General features: G+C 66.6%; 19 protein-coding genes. 9 read left to right on the top strand and 10 right to left on the bottom strand.

The window, feature by feature from the left end; translation table 11 throughout:
• Positions 1 to 26: 26 nt before the first annotated feature.
• Together ASC75_RS10685 and ASC75_RS10680 are read right to left on the bottom strand one after the other, a co-directional pair.
• Positions 27 to 437: an SRPBCC domain-containing protein gene (locus tag ASC75_RS10685; RefSeq protein WP_055974320.1), complete on the bottom strand. Its 411-nt coding sequence runs from the start codon at positions 435 to 437 to the stop codon at positions 27 to 29.
• The gene (locus ASC75_RS10680) at positions 434 to 757 is read right to left on the bottom strand and encodes a metalloregulator ArsR/SmtB family transcription factor (protein ID WP_055974317.1); all 324 of its coding nucleotides are present in this window, start codon (positions 755 to 757) and stop codon (positions 434 to 436) included. The genes ASC75_RS10685 and ASC75_RS10680 overlap by 4 nt, the downstream gene beginning before the upstream one ends.
• Before the next feature lie 136 nt (positions 758 to 893).
• Between ASC75_RS10680 and ybaK the strand changes: the two genes are divergently transcribed.
• Positions 894 to 1,367, top strand: coding sequence for a Cys-tRNA(Pro) deacylase (gene ybaK, locus ASC75_RS10675; protein WP_055974315.1), 474 nt, complete (start codon positions 894 to 896; stop codon positions 1,365 to 1,367).
• A 6-nt stretch (positions 1,368 to 1,373) separates the two neighbouring features.
• Here the strand turns inward: ybaK and ASC75_RS10670 are convergent, their stop codons facing one another.
• Entirely contained in the window at positions 1,374 to 3,026 is a 1,653-nt protein-coding gene (locus tag ASC75_RS10670; RefSeq protein WP_055974312.1) for an alpha/beta-hydrolase family protein, read from the bottom strand.
• 517 nt (positions 3,027 to 3,543) lie between these two features.
• A complete protein-coding gene (locus ASC75_RS10665; RefSeq protein WP_055974309.1) occupies positions 3,544 to 5,454 on the bottom strand; it encodes a propionyl-CoA synthetase in 1,911 nt (636 codons plus the stop codon).
• Between the two features lie 240 nt (positions 5,455 to 5,694).
• Here ASC75_RS10665 and ASC75_RS25965 point away from each other — a divergent pair, with 240 nt between their 5' ends.
• Positions 5,695 to 5,865: a hypothetical protein gene (locus tag ASC75_RS25965; protein ID WP_156381199.1), complete on the top strand. Its 171-nt coding sequence runs from the start codon at positions 5,695 to 5,697 to the stop codon at positions 5,863 to 5,865.
• Here the strand turns inward: ASC75_RS25965 and ASC75_RS10660 are convergent.
• Positions 5,862 to 6,617, bottom strand: coding sequence for a sulfite exporter TauE/SafE family protein (locus tag ASC75_RS10660; RefSeq protein ID WP_055974305.1), 756 nt, complete (start codon positions 6,615 to 6,617; stop codon positions 5,862 to 5,864). The two genes, ASC75_RS25965 and ASC75_RS10660, sit on opposite strands and share 4 nt — an antisense overlap.
• 180 nt (positions 6,618 to 6,797) lie before the next feature.
• Between ASC75_RS10660 and ASC75_RS10655 the strand changes: the two genes are divergently transcribed.
• The 3 genes from ASC75_RS10655 (at position 6,798) to ASC75_RS25955 (ending at position 8,200) form a co-directional block, all read left to right on the top strand.
• Complete coding sequence (locus ASC75_RS10655; RefSeq protein WP_082496514.1) at positions 6,798 to 7,646, top strand: type 1 glutamine amidotransferase; 849 nt, start codon at positions 6,798 to 6,800, stop codon at positions 7,644 to 7,646.
• Positions 7,647 to 7,699: 53 nt separating this feature from the next.
• A complete protein-coding gene (locus tag ASC75_RS26270) occupies positions 7,700 to 7,942 on the top strand; it encodes a hypothetical protein (protein WP_055974303.1) in 243 nt (80 codons plus the stop codon).
• A gap of 87 nt (positions 7,943 to 8,029) precedes the next feature.
• The gene (locus ASC75_RS25955; protein ID WP_156381198.1) at positions 8,030 to 8,200 is read left to right on the top strand and encodes a hypothetical protein; all 171 of its coding nucleotides are present in this window, start codon (positions 8,030 to 8,032) and stop codon (positions 8,198 to 8,200) included.
• 29 nt (positions 8,201 to 8,229) lie between these two features.
• Here the strand turns inward: ASC75_RS25955 and ASC75_RS10645 are convergent, their stop codons facing one another.
• Entirely contained in the window at positions 8,230 to 8,484 is a 255-nt protein-coding gene (locus ASC75_RS10645; RefSeq protein ID WP_055974299.1) for a DUF982 domain-containing protein, read from the bottom strand.
• Positions 8,485 to 8,628: 144 nt separating this feature from the next.
• On the opposite strand from ASC75_RS10645, the gene ASC75_RS10640 reads away from it, so the two are divergent.
• On the top strand, positions 8,629 to 9,123 hold the full coding sequence (locus tag ASC75_RS10640) for a hypothetical protein (protein WP_156381197.1): 495 nt from the start codon (positions 8,629 to 8,631) through the stop codon (positions 9,121 to 9,123).
• A gap of 72 nt (positions 9,124 to 9,195) precedes the next feature.
• Here ASC75_RS10640 and ASC75_RS10635 read toward each other — a convergent pair whose 3' ends face one another.
• Positions 9,196 to 10,221 (bottom strand): class I fructose-bisphosphate aldolase, encoded by a 1,026-nt coding sequence (locus tag ASC75_RS10635; RefSeq protein ID WP_055974294.1) that lies wholly within the window; start codon positions 10,219 to 10,221, stop codon positions 9,196 to 9,198.
• 267 nt (positions 10,222 to 10,488) lie between these two features.
• Positions 10,489 to 11,685 (bottom strand): phosphoglycerate kinase, encoded by a 1,197-nt coding sequence (locus tag ASC75_RS10630; RefSeq protein ID WP_055974291.1) that lies wholly within the window; start codon positions 11,683 to 11,685, stop codon positions 10,489 to 10,491.
• A 152-nt stretch (positions 11,686 to 11,837) separates the two neighbouring features.
• On the opposite strand from ASC75_RS10630, the gene ASC75_RS10625 reads away from it, so the two are divergent.
• Complete coding sequence (locus tag ASC75_RS10625) at positions 11,838 to 12,389, top strand: AAA family ATPase (protein WP_055974288.1); 552 nt, start codon at positions 11,838 to 11,840, stop codon at positions 12,387 to 12,389.
• A 129-nt stretch (positions 12,390 to 12,518) separates the two neighbouring features.
• A complete protein-coding gene (locus ASC75_RS10620; RefSeq protein ID WP_055974285.1) occupies positions 12,519 to 12,902 on the top strand; it encodes a VOC family protein in 384 nt (127 codons plus the stop codon).
• Positions 12,903 to 12,929: 27 nt separating this feature from the next.
• Here ASC75_RS10620 and ASC75_RS10615 read toward each other — a convergent pair whose 3' ends face one another.
• Entirely contained in the window at positions 12,930 to 13,610 is a 681-nt protein-coding gene (locus ASC75_RS10615; RefSeq protein WP_055974280.1) for a TetR/AcrR family transcriptional regulator C-terminal domain-containing protein, read from the bottom strand.
• A gap of 192 nt (positions 13,611 to 13,802) precedes the next feature.
• Here ASC75_RS10615 and ASC75_RS10610 point away from each other — a divergent pair, with 192 nt between their 5' ends.
• Positions 13,803 to 14,285 carry a RidA family protein gene (locus tag ASC75_RS10610; RefSeq protein ID WP_055975390.1) on the top strand — a complete coding sequence of 161 codons (483 nt, stop codon included), beginning with the start codon at positions 13,803 to 13,805 and terminating at the stop codon, positions 14,283 to 14,285.
• A 101-nt stretch (positions 14,286 to 14,386) separates the two neighbouring features.
• Here the strand turns inward: ASC75_RS10610 and ASC75_RS10605 are convergent, their stop codons facing one another.
• Positions 14,387 to 16,249, bottom strand: coding sequence for a potassium/proton antiporter (locus ASC75_RS10605; RefSeq protein ID WP_055974277.1), 1,863 nt, complete (start codon positions 16,247 to 16,249; stop codon positions 14,387 to 14,389).
• Positions 16,250 to 16,367 lie beyond the last annotated feature (118 nt).

Here is a 16,367-nt window from a genome sequence, read left to right as displayed (position 1 = left end):
TTCGATGTGGTTGCGGGGGTGCGCGGTCAGTCCAGCTTCGAGACGACGTTGCCCAACGCGTCGAAGAAGCGCGGCCAGCCGACGGTGGCGCCCTGGAAGTAGGATTTCTGGGCGGTGGTGAAGCCGCGCTGTTCCATGCGCAGGCTGGTGCCTGACACGGTGGGGGCGAGCGTCCAGGTGACGATGCTGCGGAGGTCCTTGGTGTCCCAGCGATAGGCCAGCGCGCGGTTCTCCTCCACCGTCTCGACCTCGCAATCGACCTGGCCCCAGTCGGCGGAGAGCGTGAAGCGGCGGCCGGCCTCGGCGGCGAAATCGTTGTTCATCAGCCATTCGGCGATGAGATGCGGCTGGGTCAGCGCGCGCCAGAGCTTTTCGGGCGGATAGGGAAAATCGCGCTCGACCACGACCGAGCGCGTGGTTTCCATGGTTTCGGTCATTGGTCCATCCTCCTGAGCAGGTTGTCGAGATCGTCGAAGCGGTCGTTCCAGAAACCGGACATCTCGCTCGTCCAGTCGACCAGCGTCCTGAGCGCGGCGCGCTCGGCGCTGTAGTAGGTGTAGCGGCCTTCGTGCCGGTCGCGCACCAGGCCTGCGGACTTCAGCACCTTGAGGTGCCTGGAGACCACCGGCTGCGAGACGCCGGCGCCGGAGAGCAGCCCGACGACCGTCGTGTCGCCTTCGCGGCAGAGGCGCTCGAAGAGCCCGCGGCGGGTGGGGTCGGACAGCGCCCGGAACATCGCGTCGTGAATTTCAGACATCACTCATACCTATCCGGCTATGCGACGACACATAGCCAGTTGGGTATGAGTATGTCAAGGAGACGACGACCGCCGAAGGGCATGATCCATTTTGGTAGCCCTTGCGAATGGCCGGGCCGCTGTTGCACAACGGGGCATGTCCAAGACCACTCCCGCCACGCTCGCGCTGACCAAGTCGGGCATAGCCTTCACCGTCGCCACCTATGACTACGATCCCGGTGCCGAGCGCGTCGGGCTGCAGGCGGCCGAGGCGATGGGGGTTGCGCCTGGCATCGTGCTCAAGACGCTTATGGTCGAGGTCGACGGCAAGCCGGCCTGCGTGGTGGTGCCCTCCGACCAGGAGGTCAACATGAAGAAGGTCGCCGCCGCCTTCGGCGGCAAGGCGGCGCAGATGATGAAGCCGGTCGATGCCGAGCGGCTGACCGGCTACAAGGTCGGCGGCATCTCGCCCTTCGGCCAGCGCAAGCAGGTGCCGACGGCGGTCGAGGAGATGGCGACGCTGGAGGACGAGATCTACCTCAATGGCGGCCAGAGGGGCCTTCAGATTCGCATGCGCCCCGACGACCTGATCGCAGCGCTCGGCGCCAGGGCGGCCGACCTTATCCGCTGACTCGCGTCATTTGCGGGCATCGATGAAATGCTGCTTCAGCCTGGCGACGGCATCGGGCGTCCAGCCCTCGATGTCGGCAACCTGCATCCAGGCATCGATATAGTGCTCGGCAGCGTAGACGTGGCCATGGCCGATGGGCGCGGTGGTGGCCATGGCGATGTCGAGCGTCAGCTGGAGGAAGGTGACGACCGGGTACCAGCGAAGCTCGGGCGACACGTCGGGCCCGCGCGGGGTCTTCATCCAGTCGGGCTCGCGGTAGAGCGCACGCGGCTCGTAGAAGACGATCGGGTCCGAGGCGTATTGCAGGTAGACGAGGCGCAGCGGACCCCAGCTGGCGCCCGGAATGTCGAGCGCGTTCTTCTGGGCGGTGAAGCGGACATAGGAGCCGTCGCGGAACTCGGGCAGCCATGCCGGCGTGCCGGGATTGCGGCCGTCGGTGATCGAGCGCCAGATGCGGCTGGCGAAGGGCGGGCCGCTGAGCAGGGCGCCCTGATATGGGTCGCCAAGGACCTCGAACAGTTCGTTGGACAGCTCGGTGCTGAGGGCGCCGAGGCTGAGGCCGAAGAGGTAGAGTTTCGGGCGCGTTTCGCGGGGCAGGGTGCGCCAGTGGCCGTAGACCTCGGAAAACAGCGCGCGCGACTGCTCGGCGCCGTAGCCGGGCTCGACCAGCAGCGACAGCCAACTGGCGAGGTAGGAATACTGGGTGGCGACGCTGGCGACATCGCCATCGTGCAGGAACTCGATCGGGTCGAGGGCCTGTTCGTCGACCCAACCGGTGCCGGTGGGCGTGACGATGACCAGCGTCGAGCGTTCGAAGCCGCCGGCGCGCTTGAGTTCCTCCAGAGCGAGCTTGGCGCGCTGCTGCGGCGTGTCGCCCGATTGAAGCCCGACATAGACGCGGACCGGCTCCAGGGCCGGTTTTCCGGTGAGCTTGCCGATGTCGGCTGCGGTCGGGCCGGTGGCGATGTAGGAGCGGCCCATGCGGCCGAGATCCTGCCAGCGGACCAGCGAAGCGGTGCTGCCGGTCTTGCCCGGTTCGGTTGGCTGCTGCGTCTCCGGCGGCATCAGCGCGTCGAGGCGCTGGAACGAGCTGTCCATCACGCGCAGCCCGTAGCGGAAGATGATGCCGTCGGCGGCCGACCAGAACAGCAGCACTGCAATGGTGGTGCCGATGACATAGGAGACGCGCGTCGGCACGAAGCGGCGCAGCTTCTCAGAGACGAAGATCAGCGTCAGCTTGAACAGCCGGCCAAGCGTCACGAGCACGACGAAGGTGACGAGCGCGATGGCGCCGACTTCCAGCGGGTGGGCGGTGTCGACCGGGTCGAGCTGCATCAGGCCGCGAATCGAATTCTGCCATTCCGAGGCGCGCCACAGGAACACCAGGCCGACGATGCCGCAGGCGATGGCGGCAACAAGATTGCCGCCGACCAGGATGCGCGCCTTGAGTTCAGGCAGCTCGAGGTAGCGCCACAGCCAGCGCAGGAAGAAGCCGCAGCCATAGCCGACGGCGGCGGAAAGGCCCGAGAGCACGCCCTGGGTCAGGTAGGTGCGCGGGATCAGCGTCGGGGTCAGCGATGCCGCGAAGAACAGCGTTCCCAACAGCAGGCCGGTGGTCGAAAACGAATACCAGTACCTGACGACCCAGTTCCGCAGCATCTTCAGTGCCCCTCATGCATGTCAGGGCAACTTGCCTCGGGCCCGGCGTGCAGGCAATGGCACAGCGTCCAGATCTGCGGGACAGGCTGTGTCGAGCCTAGCGCCCTCGTGGTTCGACAGGCTCACCATGAGGGCTACTGGCGCGCCTCACCGTGAGGGCTGCTGGCGCGCCTCATCGTGAGGGCTGCTGGCGCGCCTCACCATGAGGGCTACTGGCGCGCTTCACGGTGAGGGTTGCTGGCGCGCTTCACGGTGAGGGTTGCTGGCGCGCTTCACCGTGAGGGTTACTGGCGCGCCTCACCATGAGGGGCTGCTGGCGCGCCTCACCATGAGGGCTGCTGGCGCGCTTCACCGTGAGGGTTACTGGCGCGTTTCACCATGAAGGCTACTGGAGCGCTTCATCATGAGGGCTGTGGTGTTTCGGCTGTCACCAGAGTCGGAGAGCTTGGTGCGGCCGACCCAAAATCCTCATGGTGAGCCTGTCGAACCATGGGATTTTGGGTCCATCGCGAGGGTATTAGTCGACGCCGATGCCGCGGGCCTTCAGCGCCTCCGTGATCTCGTCGAGGATGACGGGATCGTCGATGGTTGCCGGCATCTTCCAGTCCTCGCGGTCGGCGATCTTCTGCATGGTGCCGCGCAGGATCTTGCCCGAGCGCGTCTTGGGCAGGCGCTTGATGGTGACGACCGTCTTGAAGGCGACGACCGGGCCGATGCGGTCGCGGACCAGGCCGACGACCTCCTTCTCGATGGCGCCGGTGTCGCGGACGACGCCGGAGTTGAGCACGATGAAACCGCACGGGATCTGGCCCTTCATCGCATCGGCGATGCCGATGACGGCGCATTCGGCGACGTCGGGATGCTCGGCCACGACCTCCTCCATGCCGCCTGTCGACAGGCGGTGGCCGGCGACGTTGATGATGTCGTCGGTGCGGGCCATGATGAAGAGGTAGTTTTCGTCGTCGACGAAGCCGGCGTCCGCCGTCTTGTAGTAGCCGGGGAACTCGGCGAGGTAGGCGTTGAAGAAGCGCTCGTCGGCATGCCACAGCGTCGGCAGGCAGCCGGGCGGCAGCGGCAGCTTGACCACGACGTTGCCGAGCGTGCCGTGCGGCACCTCATGGCCGGCGTCGTCGAGCACGCGCACGTCGTAGCCGGGCATCGGCACGCAGGGCGAGCCGTACTTGACCGGCAGCAGGCCGAGCCCGACCGGGTTCTGGCTGATCGGATGTCCGGTCTCGGTCTGCCACCAATGGTCGATGACCGGCACGCCGAGCTTGAGCTCGGCCCATTTGATGGTCTCGGGGTCGGCGCGCTCGCCGGCGAGGAACAGGGTGCGGAATTTCGACAGGTCGTATTGCGGCACGAAGGTGCCTTGGGGGTCTTCCTTCTTGATGGCGCGGAAGGCGGTGGGAGCGGTGAACAGGGCGACGACGCCGTGTTCCGAAATGACACGCCAGAACGTGCCGGCGTCGGGCGTGCCGACCGGCTTGCCCTCGAACAGGATGGTGGTGGCGCCGTGCAGCAGCGGGGCATAGACGATGTAGGAATGGCCGACGACCCAGCCGACGTCGGAGGCGGCCCAGAACACCTCGCCGGGCTTGACGCCGAATTCGTTCTCCATCGTCCATTTGAGTGCGACCATGTGGCCGCCATTGTCGCGCACGACGCCCTTGGGCTGGCCGGTGGTGCCGGAGGTGTAGAGCACATAGAGCGGATCGGTGGCGAGAACCGGCACGCAGTCGACCTTGCGGCCGGCGGCCCTGGCAGCGCTGACGGCCTCGGCATAGTCGAGGTCGCGGCCGGCGACGAGATCGCAGGTCAGCTGCGGCCGCTGCAGGACGACGCACCGTTCCGGCTTGTGGGCGGAAAGCTCGATGGCGCCGTCAAGCAGCGGCTTGTAGGCGATGACGCGGCCCGGCTCGATGCCGCAGGAGGCCGAAATGATCAGCTTGGGCGTGGCGTCGTCGATGCGGGTGGCGAGTTCCTTGGCGGCGAAGCCGCCGAACACCACCGAATGGATGGCGCCGAGGCGGGCGCAGGCGAGCATGGCGAAGGCTGCTTCGGCGACCATCGGCATGTAGATGATGACGCGGTCGCCCTTGCCGACGCCCTGGTCGGCGAGCACGGCGGCCAGGGCCGTGACCTCGGCGAGCACGCCGGCATAGGTGAATTTCTTCTGGGTGCCGGTGATGGGACTGTCGTGGATCAGCGCCACCTGCTCGGCGCGGCCGCCCTCGACGTGGCGGTCGAGCGCGTTCCAGCAGGTGTTGCACTCGGCGCCTGAGAACCACTGGCCGTAGACGCCGCCTTCGGCATCGAACACCTTGTCCCAGGGCTTGAACCAGTCGATGGCGCCCGCCGCTTCGGCCCAGAACGCCTCGGGGTTGCGGACCCAACCGTCATAGACCTCGTGATAGCGAGATGGCATGGCGTCTCCTTCCCAGGATATTGGCCCTTCAGGGCGTCTCGTTTGGTTGGTCTTGTAGCCGCCTGTGCCGCGCGGCGTCCATTTGACCTTGGTTTAACTGCTGGCCAGCAAAGCCGATCTGGCCCGGAATTCCGATGCGGTTTTGCGCACGCCGGGTGTTCGCCTGATGTAGCGCGCGCTGCTGCCTGCCGGGGCCACGATAGCAGATTGCCGGCGGCACTTTGACAGGGGCGCGGGAAGTTGATCAAAGGCGGCATGTCGAAGGCGCTGTCGCTCATCATCCTGGCCATCATGGCGATCCAGATCCTCAAGCCGCTTGGCCTGCCTGGACTGAGGCAGCGCCGCGATTTCTGGAAGCTGGCGGTGCTGGCGCTGGCGGCGATCTCGATAACCGCGCTGCTGGGGCACTAGAGCGCCGAGGCGAGGCCCTGCCATGAAATGTGCGCGCCGAGCAAAGCCAGCCCGGCAAAGAACCAGCGCCTGAAGGTTTCCGGATCGATGCGGCTGCGCAGCCAGCCGCCCAGCCACATGCCGGCCAGCGCCGGCACGATGGCGTAGCCGGAGAGGCCCATCGACTGGAGCGGAATGGCGCCGTTCCACCACAGGCCGATGCCGAGGGCGACCGTGGACACGGTGAAGGACAGGCCGAGCGCCTGGACGAGGTCGTCGCGGCCGAGGCCGAGCCCGCCGAGATAGGGCACGGCCGGGATGACGAAGACGCCCGTCGCGCCGGTCATGATGCCGGTTGCAGTGCCGACGAGCGGGCCGGCCCAGCGTTCGGCCCGGGCCGGCACGGCCATGCGCAGCCGGAGCAGGCCGAGGGCGGCATAGGCGAGCAGGATCAGGCCGAGCCCCGACGTGACGACGGTGGTGTAGCTGCTGGTGATCAGTCCGGCGGAGGCGATCGTCGCCAGGAAGACGGCAAGCATCATCGGCCGCAGGCGACGCAGCAGGGCGGTGACGTCGGGGCCGGCGAGCAACTGCCAGACATTGGTGACGAAGGAGGGCAGGAGCAGGATGGCTGCCGCATCTGCCGGCAGCATCACCAGCCCGAGCAGGCCCGTGGCGACGGTCGGCAGTCCGAGGCCGACGACGCCCTTGACCAGCCCGGCAAGGACGAAGATGGCACCGATGACGATGAGGAGAAGATAGGGCTCGGGCATCGGGCGAGGATGCAATGGCAGGGCGGCAGTGACAATGGGGAGCGGACGATCGGAGACGGGGCACGCGGCGGCAACTCTGATGCGTGCTAGTCCTGCCTCAACGTTTTGGCGGCTGTGCCTCATGATCGGGGGGCGGGATCGGCCATTGTTGTCGGGATCGGAGATGGTCGAGGACAGCGCATGAAAATCCTGGTTTTCCAGCACCTGAAGGTCGAGCACAGCGGCGTGTTCGGCGAATTCTGGCGCGAGGCCGGACATGAGGAGCATGTCGTCGAGCTGGACGAGGGTGAAACGATCCCCGATCTCGACGGCTTCGACATGCTGGCCGTGATGGGCGGGCCGATGGATGTGTGGCAGGAAGACGAGCACCCCTGGCTCGTGCCGGAGAAGGCGGCCATCCGGCGCTGGGTGCGCGAGCTTGGGCGACCCTATCTCGGCATCTGCCTGGGGCACCAGCTGCTGGCCGATGCGCTGGGCGGCAAGGTCGGGCTGATGAAGATGCCCGAGGTCGGGCTGGCATCGGTGGAGCTCACGGCGGCAGGCCAAGGCGACCCGCTGTTTGCCGGCGTCGCGGCGTCGCTCGAGACGCTGCAATGGCATGGCGCGGAGGTGTCCGGCCTGCCCGTGGGCGGCGAGGTGCTGGCCGGCAACGCCGCCTGCGCCATCCAGGCGCTGCGCGTCGGAGCGCGCGCCTATGGCTTCCAGTATCACATGGAGATCACCGACAGGACGGTGGCCGACTGGTCGCAGATCCCGGAATACAAGGCGAGCCTGGAACGCGCGCTGGGTGCTCAGGCCGCGGCGCGGCTGGGCGAGACGGTCAAGCCGCATCTCGACGGCTTTCGCGCCACCGCAAGGCGGATCAACGACAATTTCTTCGGAGCCACTGCCCGCCAGGGTGTCTGGCAGCCCAGCGGCGGCGTGCGGCGGCGGTACTCGCCGCCGCCCGGAGCAACCCCGGACGGACCGACCGTCAAGGGGGGCCCGCCGGGGCAAAACCCCATCCCAACCCCGGCGAGCCTTACCTGACCTCGAAAGGCCAGGCTCCGGCCATCGCCGGCCAAGGATACCAAGCACGACGCATGCCAACGCGTTCTGTGCCGGAATGGGACGCTGGCCAGGTCTCCGCTGCCGGTGACGTGCTGGACTTGCCCACGGCATGCCGGTACGACGGCTTCATGAAGCAGAACACCCTCTACCTCATCATCGGTGCCCTGGCCGTGGCCGTGATTGCGCTTGGCGTCTACATCTTCCGCGAGGAGACAAAGCCCAAGGGCGTCGAGCTGCGCATCGACGAAACGGGCATTTCAGTGCAGGAAAACTAGGCACCGCCTGCCGGACACGACCGGGCCAGATGGAACGCTCCGCCGCTTCAGGTGTTGTCTCATGGCGAGACAAACCTGGAAGCCGCGATGTTCGAGCTTTTGCAAAACCTGCTTGCTGCGGCCTTCCCGGGAAAGCCGGCAGACGAAGCCCATGACGCGGCCCTGGACGAGGTGACCGCGGCCAGCGAACGGCTGCACCGCGATCTCGATACCTGTTTCCAGGCGATCCAGGACCAGATTTCCGATTTGCGGCGATAGGTGCCGGCGTTCGCCCGTGACTTGGGCGATCAGTCCTTGTCGGTGATGAGGACGCTTGCGTCGCGCGCGGCGGCGATGAAGGCACGCCGGGCAGCCATGACCGGCCTTTCGCCCGACATGGCGTCCGAACATGCCTGGAGGGCGGCGCGATGCTTGGGGCCGCGCTTGCCGGGCCAGTTGTTGAGCAGGAAGGCCGACGCCTCCTTGGCGGTGCGGAGGATGAGCGGGGTGCCGGCCGGATCGCTCTTCACGGTGACGGGGGTTTCAAATCTGATATTTTCCATGGCTGCTCATACGCCAAAGCGGCGGGGGAAGCGAGGCATGTAACTGGGGATGTGCACGCTTGCCTGTTGCGGCTTCCCCGCCGTTGGATCATGCCAGATTGACGGAGGCGAGCTTCCGTGTGGCAATGGCCGTGCAGTGGGGCCGTGAAGCGGGGCCGTGAAGCGGCGGGCAGGACGTTGATGGACACGGGTGGCGCGGTACAGGGTTCGTTCGGACCACAGACGATAGGTGCCATGGTGATTGCCCTGGTCGTCTACGTATTTGCCTCGTTCCTTGCCATCGCGGTGCTCGCCCTGGCCGCCGAGACCTTTGCCTTCGCGATCGACTGGCTGCTCGGCGGTTCCAGGCCCAACGTCATCCAGCTTGCCGGTTCCGTGCTCGGCGCTGTCGCCGGCATCTGGGCGGCCCGGCTCGCCTGCGACCTCACCTTCAACGCCTACCGGCCGCGTTCCGTTTTCTGGATGTTCGCGGTCGTGCTGACGATGACGACGTTGAGCAGGTTTTCGCTGCCGTTCACGACGACGCAGGCGATCCTGGGGACGCAATATGCGGCCGCCCTTGCAGCGGCGCTGCATTATTTCTGGCGTGACCGGGTCGCGCTCGCCGCGGTGGACGGCGACATGGTGCGGACGGACTAGGCGCGGGGCCGTCCGGGCATAAAAAAAGCCCCGCGCGAGGCGGGGCTTTTCGTTTGGTGCCAGAAGGCCCGCTTATGCCGCCTTCTCCAGCCCCGACTTCCACTGGCCGAGCGCGGCGAGGTGGTTCATGTGGGCGCGGTGGGTGAAGGCGGCCTGGCCGGCGCCGAGGTTCTCGGCCTTGCCCGACCATGCCTTCTGCGGGGCTGCCTGCAGCGCGCGGCCGTAGGAGAAGGTCAGCTTCCACGGATGCGGGCCGATGGCATTGATGGCGTTGAGGTTGGCGGTGGCGTCTTCGTCGGACTGGCCGCCCGACAGGAAGGCGATGCCCGGGACCGCTGCCGGAACCGTCTCGCGGAACAGCTTGATGGTCTTTTCGGCGATCTCCTCGGCGCCGGCCTGCCTTGCGGCCTTCTTGCCGGAGATGACCATGTTCGGCTTGAGGATGGTGCCTTCGAGCACGACGCGGGCGGCGTAGAGCTCGTCATAGAGCTTGACCAGCGTTGCCTTGGTGACGTCGTAGCAGGTGTCGATGTCGTGGGCGCCGTCCATCAGCACTTCCGGCTCGACGATCGGCACGATGCCGGCTTCCTGGCACAGCGCCGCGTAGCGGGCGAGGGCCTGGGTGTTGGCCGAGAGCGAGTAGGCCGAGGGCACGTTCCTGGCGGTGTCGATGTCGATGACGGCGCGCCATTTGGCGAAGCGGGCGCCAAGCTTGTAGTACTCGGCCATGCGCTCGCGCAGGCCGTCGAGGCCTTCGGTGATGGTGTCGCCGGGGAAATTCACGATCGCCTTGGCGCCGGCGTCGACCTTGATACCGGGAATGGCGCCGGCGGCCTTGATCAGCTCGACCAGCGGGGTGCCGTCGGCAGCGTTCTGGCGAATGGTCTCGTCGTAGAGGATGACGCCCGAAATGTACCTGGTCATCGCTTCCTTGGTGCGGAACATCATTTCGCGATAGTCGCGGCGGCTGTCGGCCGTCGACTCGACGCCGATGACGTCGAAACGCTTCTTGATGGTGCCGGAGCTTTCGTCCGCAGCCAGAATGCCCTTGCCACCCGCCACCATGGCGACGGCGATGTCTTCGAGACGTTCGCTCATACAAATACCTCCTGAACAGATGCCCCGGGCGCATAGCAGAAGCGTCCCGGGAACGGAATGCCGGGGGCCAGCCTATAACCGATTGAAATTATTTCAATCGGTTTAGCTTCAGGTGAGGCCGGCCTGCAAATGGCGAGGGTCTGCGCTTCCGGTGCTCACGTACCTGAATGTACGCTCCGCTCCGGTTCTCGCCCCTCACCATTTTCGGCTCGGCCTGACCTGAAGCTCGACCTGCCCCGGCGTTTGGCGGCAAGGCTGGTTGCAGCCTCAGGCCTTGAGCACGTCGACGCCGGGCAGGTCCTTGCCTTCCATCCATTCGAGGAAGGCGCCGCCGGCGGTCGAGACATAGGTGAAGTCGTCGGCGACGCCGGCATGATTGAGGGCTGCGACCGTATCGCCGCCGCCGGCGACCGAAACGAGCTTGCCGGCCTTGGTGCGCGCCGCGGCATGCCGGGCGGCCGAGACGGTCGCCTTGTCGAAGGGCTCGATCTCGAAGGCGCCGAGCGGGCCGTTCCAGACCAGGGTCGCGGCGCGGTCGATCCAGTCGTTGATCGACGCGACTGTCTTTGCGCCGACATCCAGGATCATGGCATCGGCCGGAATGGCGTCGATGGCGACGGTCTCGTTGGCCGCACCGGCCTTGAACTCGCGCGCGATGACGCCGTCCGACGGCAGGATGATGGCGCAGCCCGACTGGGCCGCCTCGATCATGATCTGCTTGGCGGTGGTGGCGAGGTCGTGCTCGGCGAGCGACTTGCCGACATCGGTGCCGCGGGCGGCCAGGAAGGTGTTGGCCATGCCGCCGCCGATGACCAGCGCGTCGACCTTCTTCACGAGGTTCATCAGCAGGTCGATCTTGGTCGAGACCTTGGCGCCGCCGACGATGGCGACGACCGGCTTGACCGGGTTGCCGAGGCCCTTTTCCAGCGCCTCGAGCTCGGCCTGCATGGTGCGGCCGGCATAGGCCGGCAGCTTGTGGGCGAGGCCTTCGGTCGAGGCGTGCGCCCGGTGGGCGGCGGAGAAGGCGTCGTTGACGAAGATGTCGCCATTGGCGGCGAGTTTTTCGACGAAGGCCGGATCGTTCTTCTCCTCGGCCTTGTAGAAGCGGGTGTTCTCAAGCAGCAGGACGTCGCCGTCCTTCATGACGCCAACGGCGCTAGCTGCCTTGTCGCCGATGCAGTCGGCGGCGAAACCGACCGGGCGGCCGATGACTTCAGCGGTGGCGGTGGCGATGGGCGCCAGCGACAGGGCCGGGTCGGGGCCGTCCTTGGGGCGGCCGAAATGGGCGAGCAGGATGACCCTGGCGCCCTTGCCGGAAAGCTCGGTGATGGTGGGAGCGACCCGCTCGATGCGGGTGGCGTCGGAAACCTTGCCGTCGGCCATGGGGACGTTGAGGTCGACGCGGACGAGAACCCGCTTGCCGGCGACGTTGCCGATGGTGTCGAGGGTCTTGAAGGCGGCCATGGGGTTTCCCTTTCCCTTTTGGAGATCGCGCGGACCATACCCAGCGTCAGCGCGGATGCAAGGTTTGCGCGGGGCGGGGGGCGAAATTTTGATGCGTTGGCTCTTCCGGTTGCCGCCGCGAGCGGTTATCGCCGAGGAAACGTGGGGGAAGCATGCGCATCGCGGTCACCGGCACGCACGGCAGCGGCAAGACGACCCTCATCGACGACTTCATCGCCGCACATCCCGGCTATGAGCACGAGCAGGAGCCCTATTGGGCGCTGGCACAGCAGGGCACGCCGTTCGCGGACGCCGCCACGTCGGCCGATCTCGAGGAGCAACTGGAACAGAGTTGCACGATGATCCTGGCTTCGGCGTCGTCGCCCGATATCGTCTACGACCGCTGCCCGCTCGACTTCATCGCCTATCTGGAGGTGGTGGGCGCGCAGGAGGTGTTCGAGTGGACGCCGAGCGGCAGGCTGCTCGGCAGGATCGAAAGGGCACTCGCTACCCTAGGGCTAGTGGTCTTCCTGCCGCTGTCGCGCCCGGACGAGATCGACGCGACGATCGAGTTTCCCTGGCTGCGCAGCAAGGTCGACGCCCGGTTGAAGTCGATCATCCGCGACGACGAGCTCGGCCTGCTCGAAGGCGGGCCTCACATTCTCGAATTGCGCGGTACGCGGGGCGGACGGGTGGCGCGGCTCGGGACCGTGGTTACCGGTTGAGAATTGCGCGGCGCCGTCTTCTGGCCATGTGCTTCGCTTGCTGGGTCCGAACACTGATCGACTTTGTTTGTTCTTGATATGTTCTATATTCGCTGATACGGTTCGCCACAAAGCTGGAGAACGATCTCGATGAGTGCTTATGCCACTGTTGGTGCGGTCGACGACGCCAAGTCGACCGCCTTCTATGACGCGACTTTGGCCACGATCGGCTGGAGCAAGCACACCGAGTTTCCGGGATGGCACGCCTATTCGGAGGGCGGCAAGGGGGACGGATTCGTGCTCTGGGTCTGCAAGCCGTTCAATGGAGAGCCAGCCAGCGCCGGCAATGGAGCGATGGTCGGCTTCATGGTCAAGTCCGCCGCCGAAGTGGATGCCTTCTACGCGGCGGCCATGCGCCATGGCGGGACAGATGAAGGGAAGCCGGACGCGCGACCCCACTACGGGCCGGACTGGTATTCCGCCTATGTCCGCGATCCGGCCGGGAACAAGCTCTCGGTCGTCCATAACGGTTGAAGTGACGTCGGCCCCTGGCGTAAGCCATCACCGTCTCGTGGCGAGGCCATCGAGCAGGAGGTCGAGGCCTTTCCTGAAGGTGCCATCCCAATCGTCGTCCAGCAGCAGGCGGGAGCGCTCGATCGTCGGGTAGCGTTCGCCGAGACGTGCAAGGCGCTGCTGTGCGGCGGCCCTGTCGTCTTCGGAGAAGTCGAAGCTCGCCCGGGTGACGGTGGCGCCCATGACATGGTTCCAGAGCGACCATATCGCGGCGTTCAGTTCCGCATCCGCCACTCCGGCCCGCGACAGGATCCCGCCCAGCAACTCCAGGCGATTGAGGATGTTCGGGCCGAGCGCCCGGCCCGGCAGCAGCGATGCCGACCAGGGATGGCGCAGCATGCCGGCGCGCCAGTGCTCGAGCAGATGAACGACTTCCGCGCGCCAGTCTCCCGGCACGACCGGCTGCGGCGGTCCGGGGTATTCGAGCACGGCGTCGAGCGCCAGATCGAGGACATCGCCCTTGTTGTCGACGTGCCAGTACAGGCTCATCGTGCCCGCGCCGAGACGGTCGGCCAGGCGACGCATCGTCAATCCGGCGGCTCCCTCGGCGTCAAGCAGGTAGACCGCGGCCGCGACGATGCGTTCCAGGGAGAGGGGCGGTTCGTTGCGCGGTTCCTGCGCGGGGCGGGGAGACCGCTTTTTCAGGGCACCGCTGCGCTTGGCTGCCATCCATCTTCCTCGCTGTTGCGTGCGTCGATCCTGGCCGGGGATGTCAGTAATGTCGATCCTGGCCGATTGACTCGTATGCTGTACGATGAGATGAATCGTATATCGTACGAGACGGGAGCGCCAGAGGTGAAGTTCAACCAGGCCGGCCGCGAGGGCAGGTTGCCCGCCGTCCGGGAGCTCGAGAGAAAATCCATGTCACGGACAATCAGGCATCTGCTCATCGGAGGGCTCATCATCATGGCAGTTCCCACCGCGACGACGGCGAACGAGGACGATCTCAAGCTCGCCATCGTCAACCCGAAGACCCTCTACGACCCGTCGCCGAACGGCTACAGCACTGCGGTGATCATCCCTGCCGGAGCGCGGGTGGCCTACATCTCCGGGCAGGGCGGCCAGGACAGCAAGGGAGGCCTGTCGCCGGACTTCGCCGTCCAGGTCAAGCAGGCCTATGCCAACCTGGGCGCCGCGCTCGAAGGGATCGGCGCCAGGCCCGACCAGGTCGCCAAGCTGACGGTCTTCGTGGTCGACCACGACATGTCCAAGCTCGGCGTGCTGACGGAGAGCGTGACGGACATGTTCGGCACGGCGTTGCCGGCGCAGACCCTGGTTCCGGTGCCCAAGCTTGCCGTCGACGCCATGCAGTTCGAGGTCGAGGCGGTGGTCGTCCTGAAGTAGCCGCACGGGGTGAGTTCGGTTGGAGAGGCGATGTCCGTCCGCTTGGCGGGGGGTACCCCCACCCCTAGCCCCTCCCCACAAGGGGGAGGGGGATTCTCGGCTCAGGCGTCCTCGGACAGGCCTTCAGAAGTCGTTGCGGCGTCCTGCCTTGCCGCCGGCTTCTTCGGACGTCCGGCAAAGAAACGCCGGACGCGGTCGCCGATTTCGCCGGCGCTGAGGAAGACCGGAACCGGGGGCGGCGGCGGGGCCGGTTCGATCGACAGGCCGACCGAGACGATGCGGCCCTTTTCGTCGACGTCGCGGACGATCAGGTCGATCAGGCCGAGCGAGACGCGGTCGGCATATTCGACATGGCCGCGCAGCCGCTGCGTGATCAACTCGGCGATGGTGAGCTTGCGCTCCTCTTCGCGGATGGCGGCGCCGTAGACCGCCTCGAGCTCGCCGGCGAGATGGGTCTGGTCGACGGTGAAGGCGCCGAAGAAATCCTCGTCCTCGGCATCGACCTCGGCGCGGCTGGCGAACAGCCGGTCGAGCAGGCGCGGGTAGCGGTCGGGCACGAAGATGTAGACGTTGTCGCCGGCCTGCAGGCGGCCCATGTCCTGGAAGCGCATCGAGCGACCGTCGCGCACGACCAGCGATGGCCGGGCCCAGCGCGGGATGCGCTGGCCCCTGGCGACGGGCGAGCCGGGCACAACGCGATAGGCGAGAAGCTCGTGGTGGGCGGAGCCGGGCAGTTCGAGCTCGACCTTGTCGAGCGGGCCGTAGCGCTGCGGCACGATGAGGCCGAGGCGGCGGGCGAGCGGGCCGACCGTCCAGCCCTGGATGACCAGCGAGGTCAGCACGATGATGAAGGCGATGTTGAAGATGGCGCGGCCATTCTCCAGCCCGCCGAGCAGCGGGGTGATGGCGAGCAGGATGGAGACCGCGCCGCGCAGGCCGACCCATGAGATGAAGGCGGTCTCCTGGCGCGGGATGTTGAACGGGATGAGGCAGAGCCAGACCGCCACCGGGCGGGCGACGAACATCAGGAACAGGCCGAGCACCAGCGCGGAGACCAGGATCGCCGGGAACTGCGACGGCGTTGCGAACAGGCCGAGCACCAGGAACATGATGATCTGGGCGAGCCAGGACATGCCGTCCTGGAAACGCTTCAGGGTGGAGACGGCGCGGATGTCGGAATTGCCGGCGACGAGGCCGGCGAGATAGACGGCGAGGAAGCCCGAGCCGCCGACGGCGCCGGCGGCGGCGAAGACCAGCAGCGACAAGGTGAGCACGAAGATCGGCAGCAGGCCGCGGTCGAGGTTGAGCCGCTCGACCAGCTTGACGATCAGGAAGCCGCCGAGCAGGCCGATCGCGGCGCCCAGGATCATCTGGACGATGAAGCCGACGACGAGATCGACGAGCAGCAGATCGGCATCGGGCTTGGCGCCGAGCGCGATGATCTCGACCAGGGTGATGGTCAGGAAGATGGCGATCGGGTCGTTGGTGCCGGATTCGATTTCGAGCGTCGAGCGGACGCGCTCGCGCAGGTTGATATTGCCGGCGCGCAAGAGGAAGAACACGGCGGCCGCGTCGGTGGAGGCGACGGCCGCCCCGAGCAGGAAGGATTCGAGCCAGGTGAAGCCGGTGAGGTAATAGGCGGCGATGCCGAAGATCACCGTCGTGATGCCGACGCCGACGGTGGCAAGCGTGAGCGCCGGCAGGCCGGCCTGGCGCAGGACGCCCACCGGCGTGCCGAAGCCGGAATCGAACAGGATGACGGCCAGCGCTATGGCGCCGACGAAATAGGCGATGTGGGCGTTGTCGAAGACGATGCCGAGGCCGTCGACGCCGGAGCCGAGGCCGATGCCCAGGAAAAGCAGCAGCAGCGGGGCGCCGAAGCGGAAGGCGATCAGGCTCGAAAATGCCGCGGCCACCACCAACGCGGTGCCGACCAGCGTGACCAGATATACCGCCTGTTCCATCCCGACCCGTCCGCGAAGCGCTTGCTAGCTGCGTCGGTTGAGAGTGCGGCGAAGAAAAGGCCGTGTGCAAGCCAGAATGGATTTTTGCCGGCTGAGCCAATGATTTTTCTGCGCTGCA

Source organism: Aminobacter sp. DSM 101952 (genome assembly GCF_001424795.1).
GTDB classification, from domain to species: domain Bacteria; phylum Pseudomonadota; class Alphaproteobacteria; order Rhizobiales; family Rhizobiaceae; genus Aminobacter; species Aminobacter aganoensis.
Note: the sequence above shows the minus strand (reverse complement) of the source record. Positions and strands in the feature narration are given on the sequence as shown.

Coding starts and splice junctions, on each gene's coding strand:
- ASC75_RS10605 (WP_055974277.1), bottom strand. CDS start 16,249: ATGGAACAGGCGGTATATCTGGTCACGCTGGTCGGCACCGCGTTGGTG.
- ASC75_RS10685 (WP_055974320.1), bottom strand. CDS start 437: ATGACCGAAACCATGGAAACCACGCGCTCGGTCGTGGTCGAGCGCGAT.
- ASC75_RS10680 (WP_055974317.1), bottom strand. CDS start 757: ATGTCTGAAATTCACGACGCGATGTTCCGGGCGCTGTCCGACCCCACC.
- ASC75_RS10630 (WP_055974291.1), bottom strand. CDS start 11,685: ATGGCCGCCTTCAAGACCCTCGACACCATCGGCAACGTCGCCGGCAAG.
- ASC75_RS10655 (WP_082496514.1), top strand. CDS start 6,798: ATGAAAATCCTGGTTTTCCAGCACCTGAAGGTCGAGCACAGCGGCGTG.
- ASC75_RS10645 (WP_055974299.1), bottom strand. CDS start 8,484: ATGGAAAATATCAGATTTGAAACCCCCGTCACCGTGAAGAGCGATCCG.
- ASC75_RS10625 (WP_055974288.1), top strand. CDS start 11,838: ATGCGCATCGCGGTCACCGGCACGCACGGCAGCGGCAAGACGACCCTC.
- ybaK (WP_055974315.1), top strand. CDS start 894: ATGTCCAAGACCACTCCCGCCACGCTCGCGCTGACCAAGTCGGGCATA.
- ASC75_RS10665 (WP_055974309.1), bottom strand. CDS start 5,454: ATGCCATCTCGCTATCACGAGGTCTATGACGGTTGGGTCCGCAACCCC.
- ASC75_RS25955 (WP_156381198.1), top strand. CDS start 8,030: ATGTTCGAGCTTTTGCAAAACCTGCTTGCTGCGGCCTTCCCGGGAAAG.
- ASC75_RS10620 (WP_055974285.1), top strand. CDS start 12,519: ATGAGTGCTTATGCCACTGTTGGTGCGGTCGACGACGCCAAGTCGACC.
- ASC75_RS10610 (WP_055975390.1), top strand. CDS start 13,803: ATGTCACGGACAATCAGGCATCTGCTCATCGGAGGGCTCATCATCATG.
- ASC75_RS10635 (WP_055974294.1), bottom strand. CDS start 10,221: ATGAGCGAACGTCTCGAAGACATCGCCGTCGCCATGGTGGCGGGTGGC.
- ASC75_RS10670 (WP_055974312.1), bottom strand. CDS start 3,026: ATGCTGCGGAACTGGGTCGTCAGGTACTGGTATTCGTTTTCGACCACC.
- ASC75_RS26270 (WP_055974303.1), top strand. CDS start 7,700: ATGCCAACGCGTTCTGTGCCGGAATGGGACGCTGGCCAGGTCTCCGCT.
- ASC75_RS10660 (WP_055974305.1), bottom strand. CDS start 6,617: ATGCCCGAGCCCTATCTTCTCCTCATCGTCATCGGTGCCATCTTCGTC.
- ASC75_RS10615 (WP_055974280.1), bottom strand. CDS start 13,610: ATGGCAGCCAAGCGCAGCGGTGCCCTGAAAAAGCGGTCTCCCCGCCCC.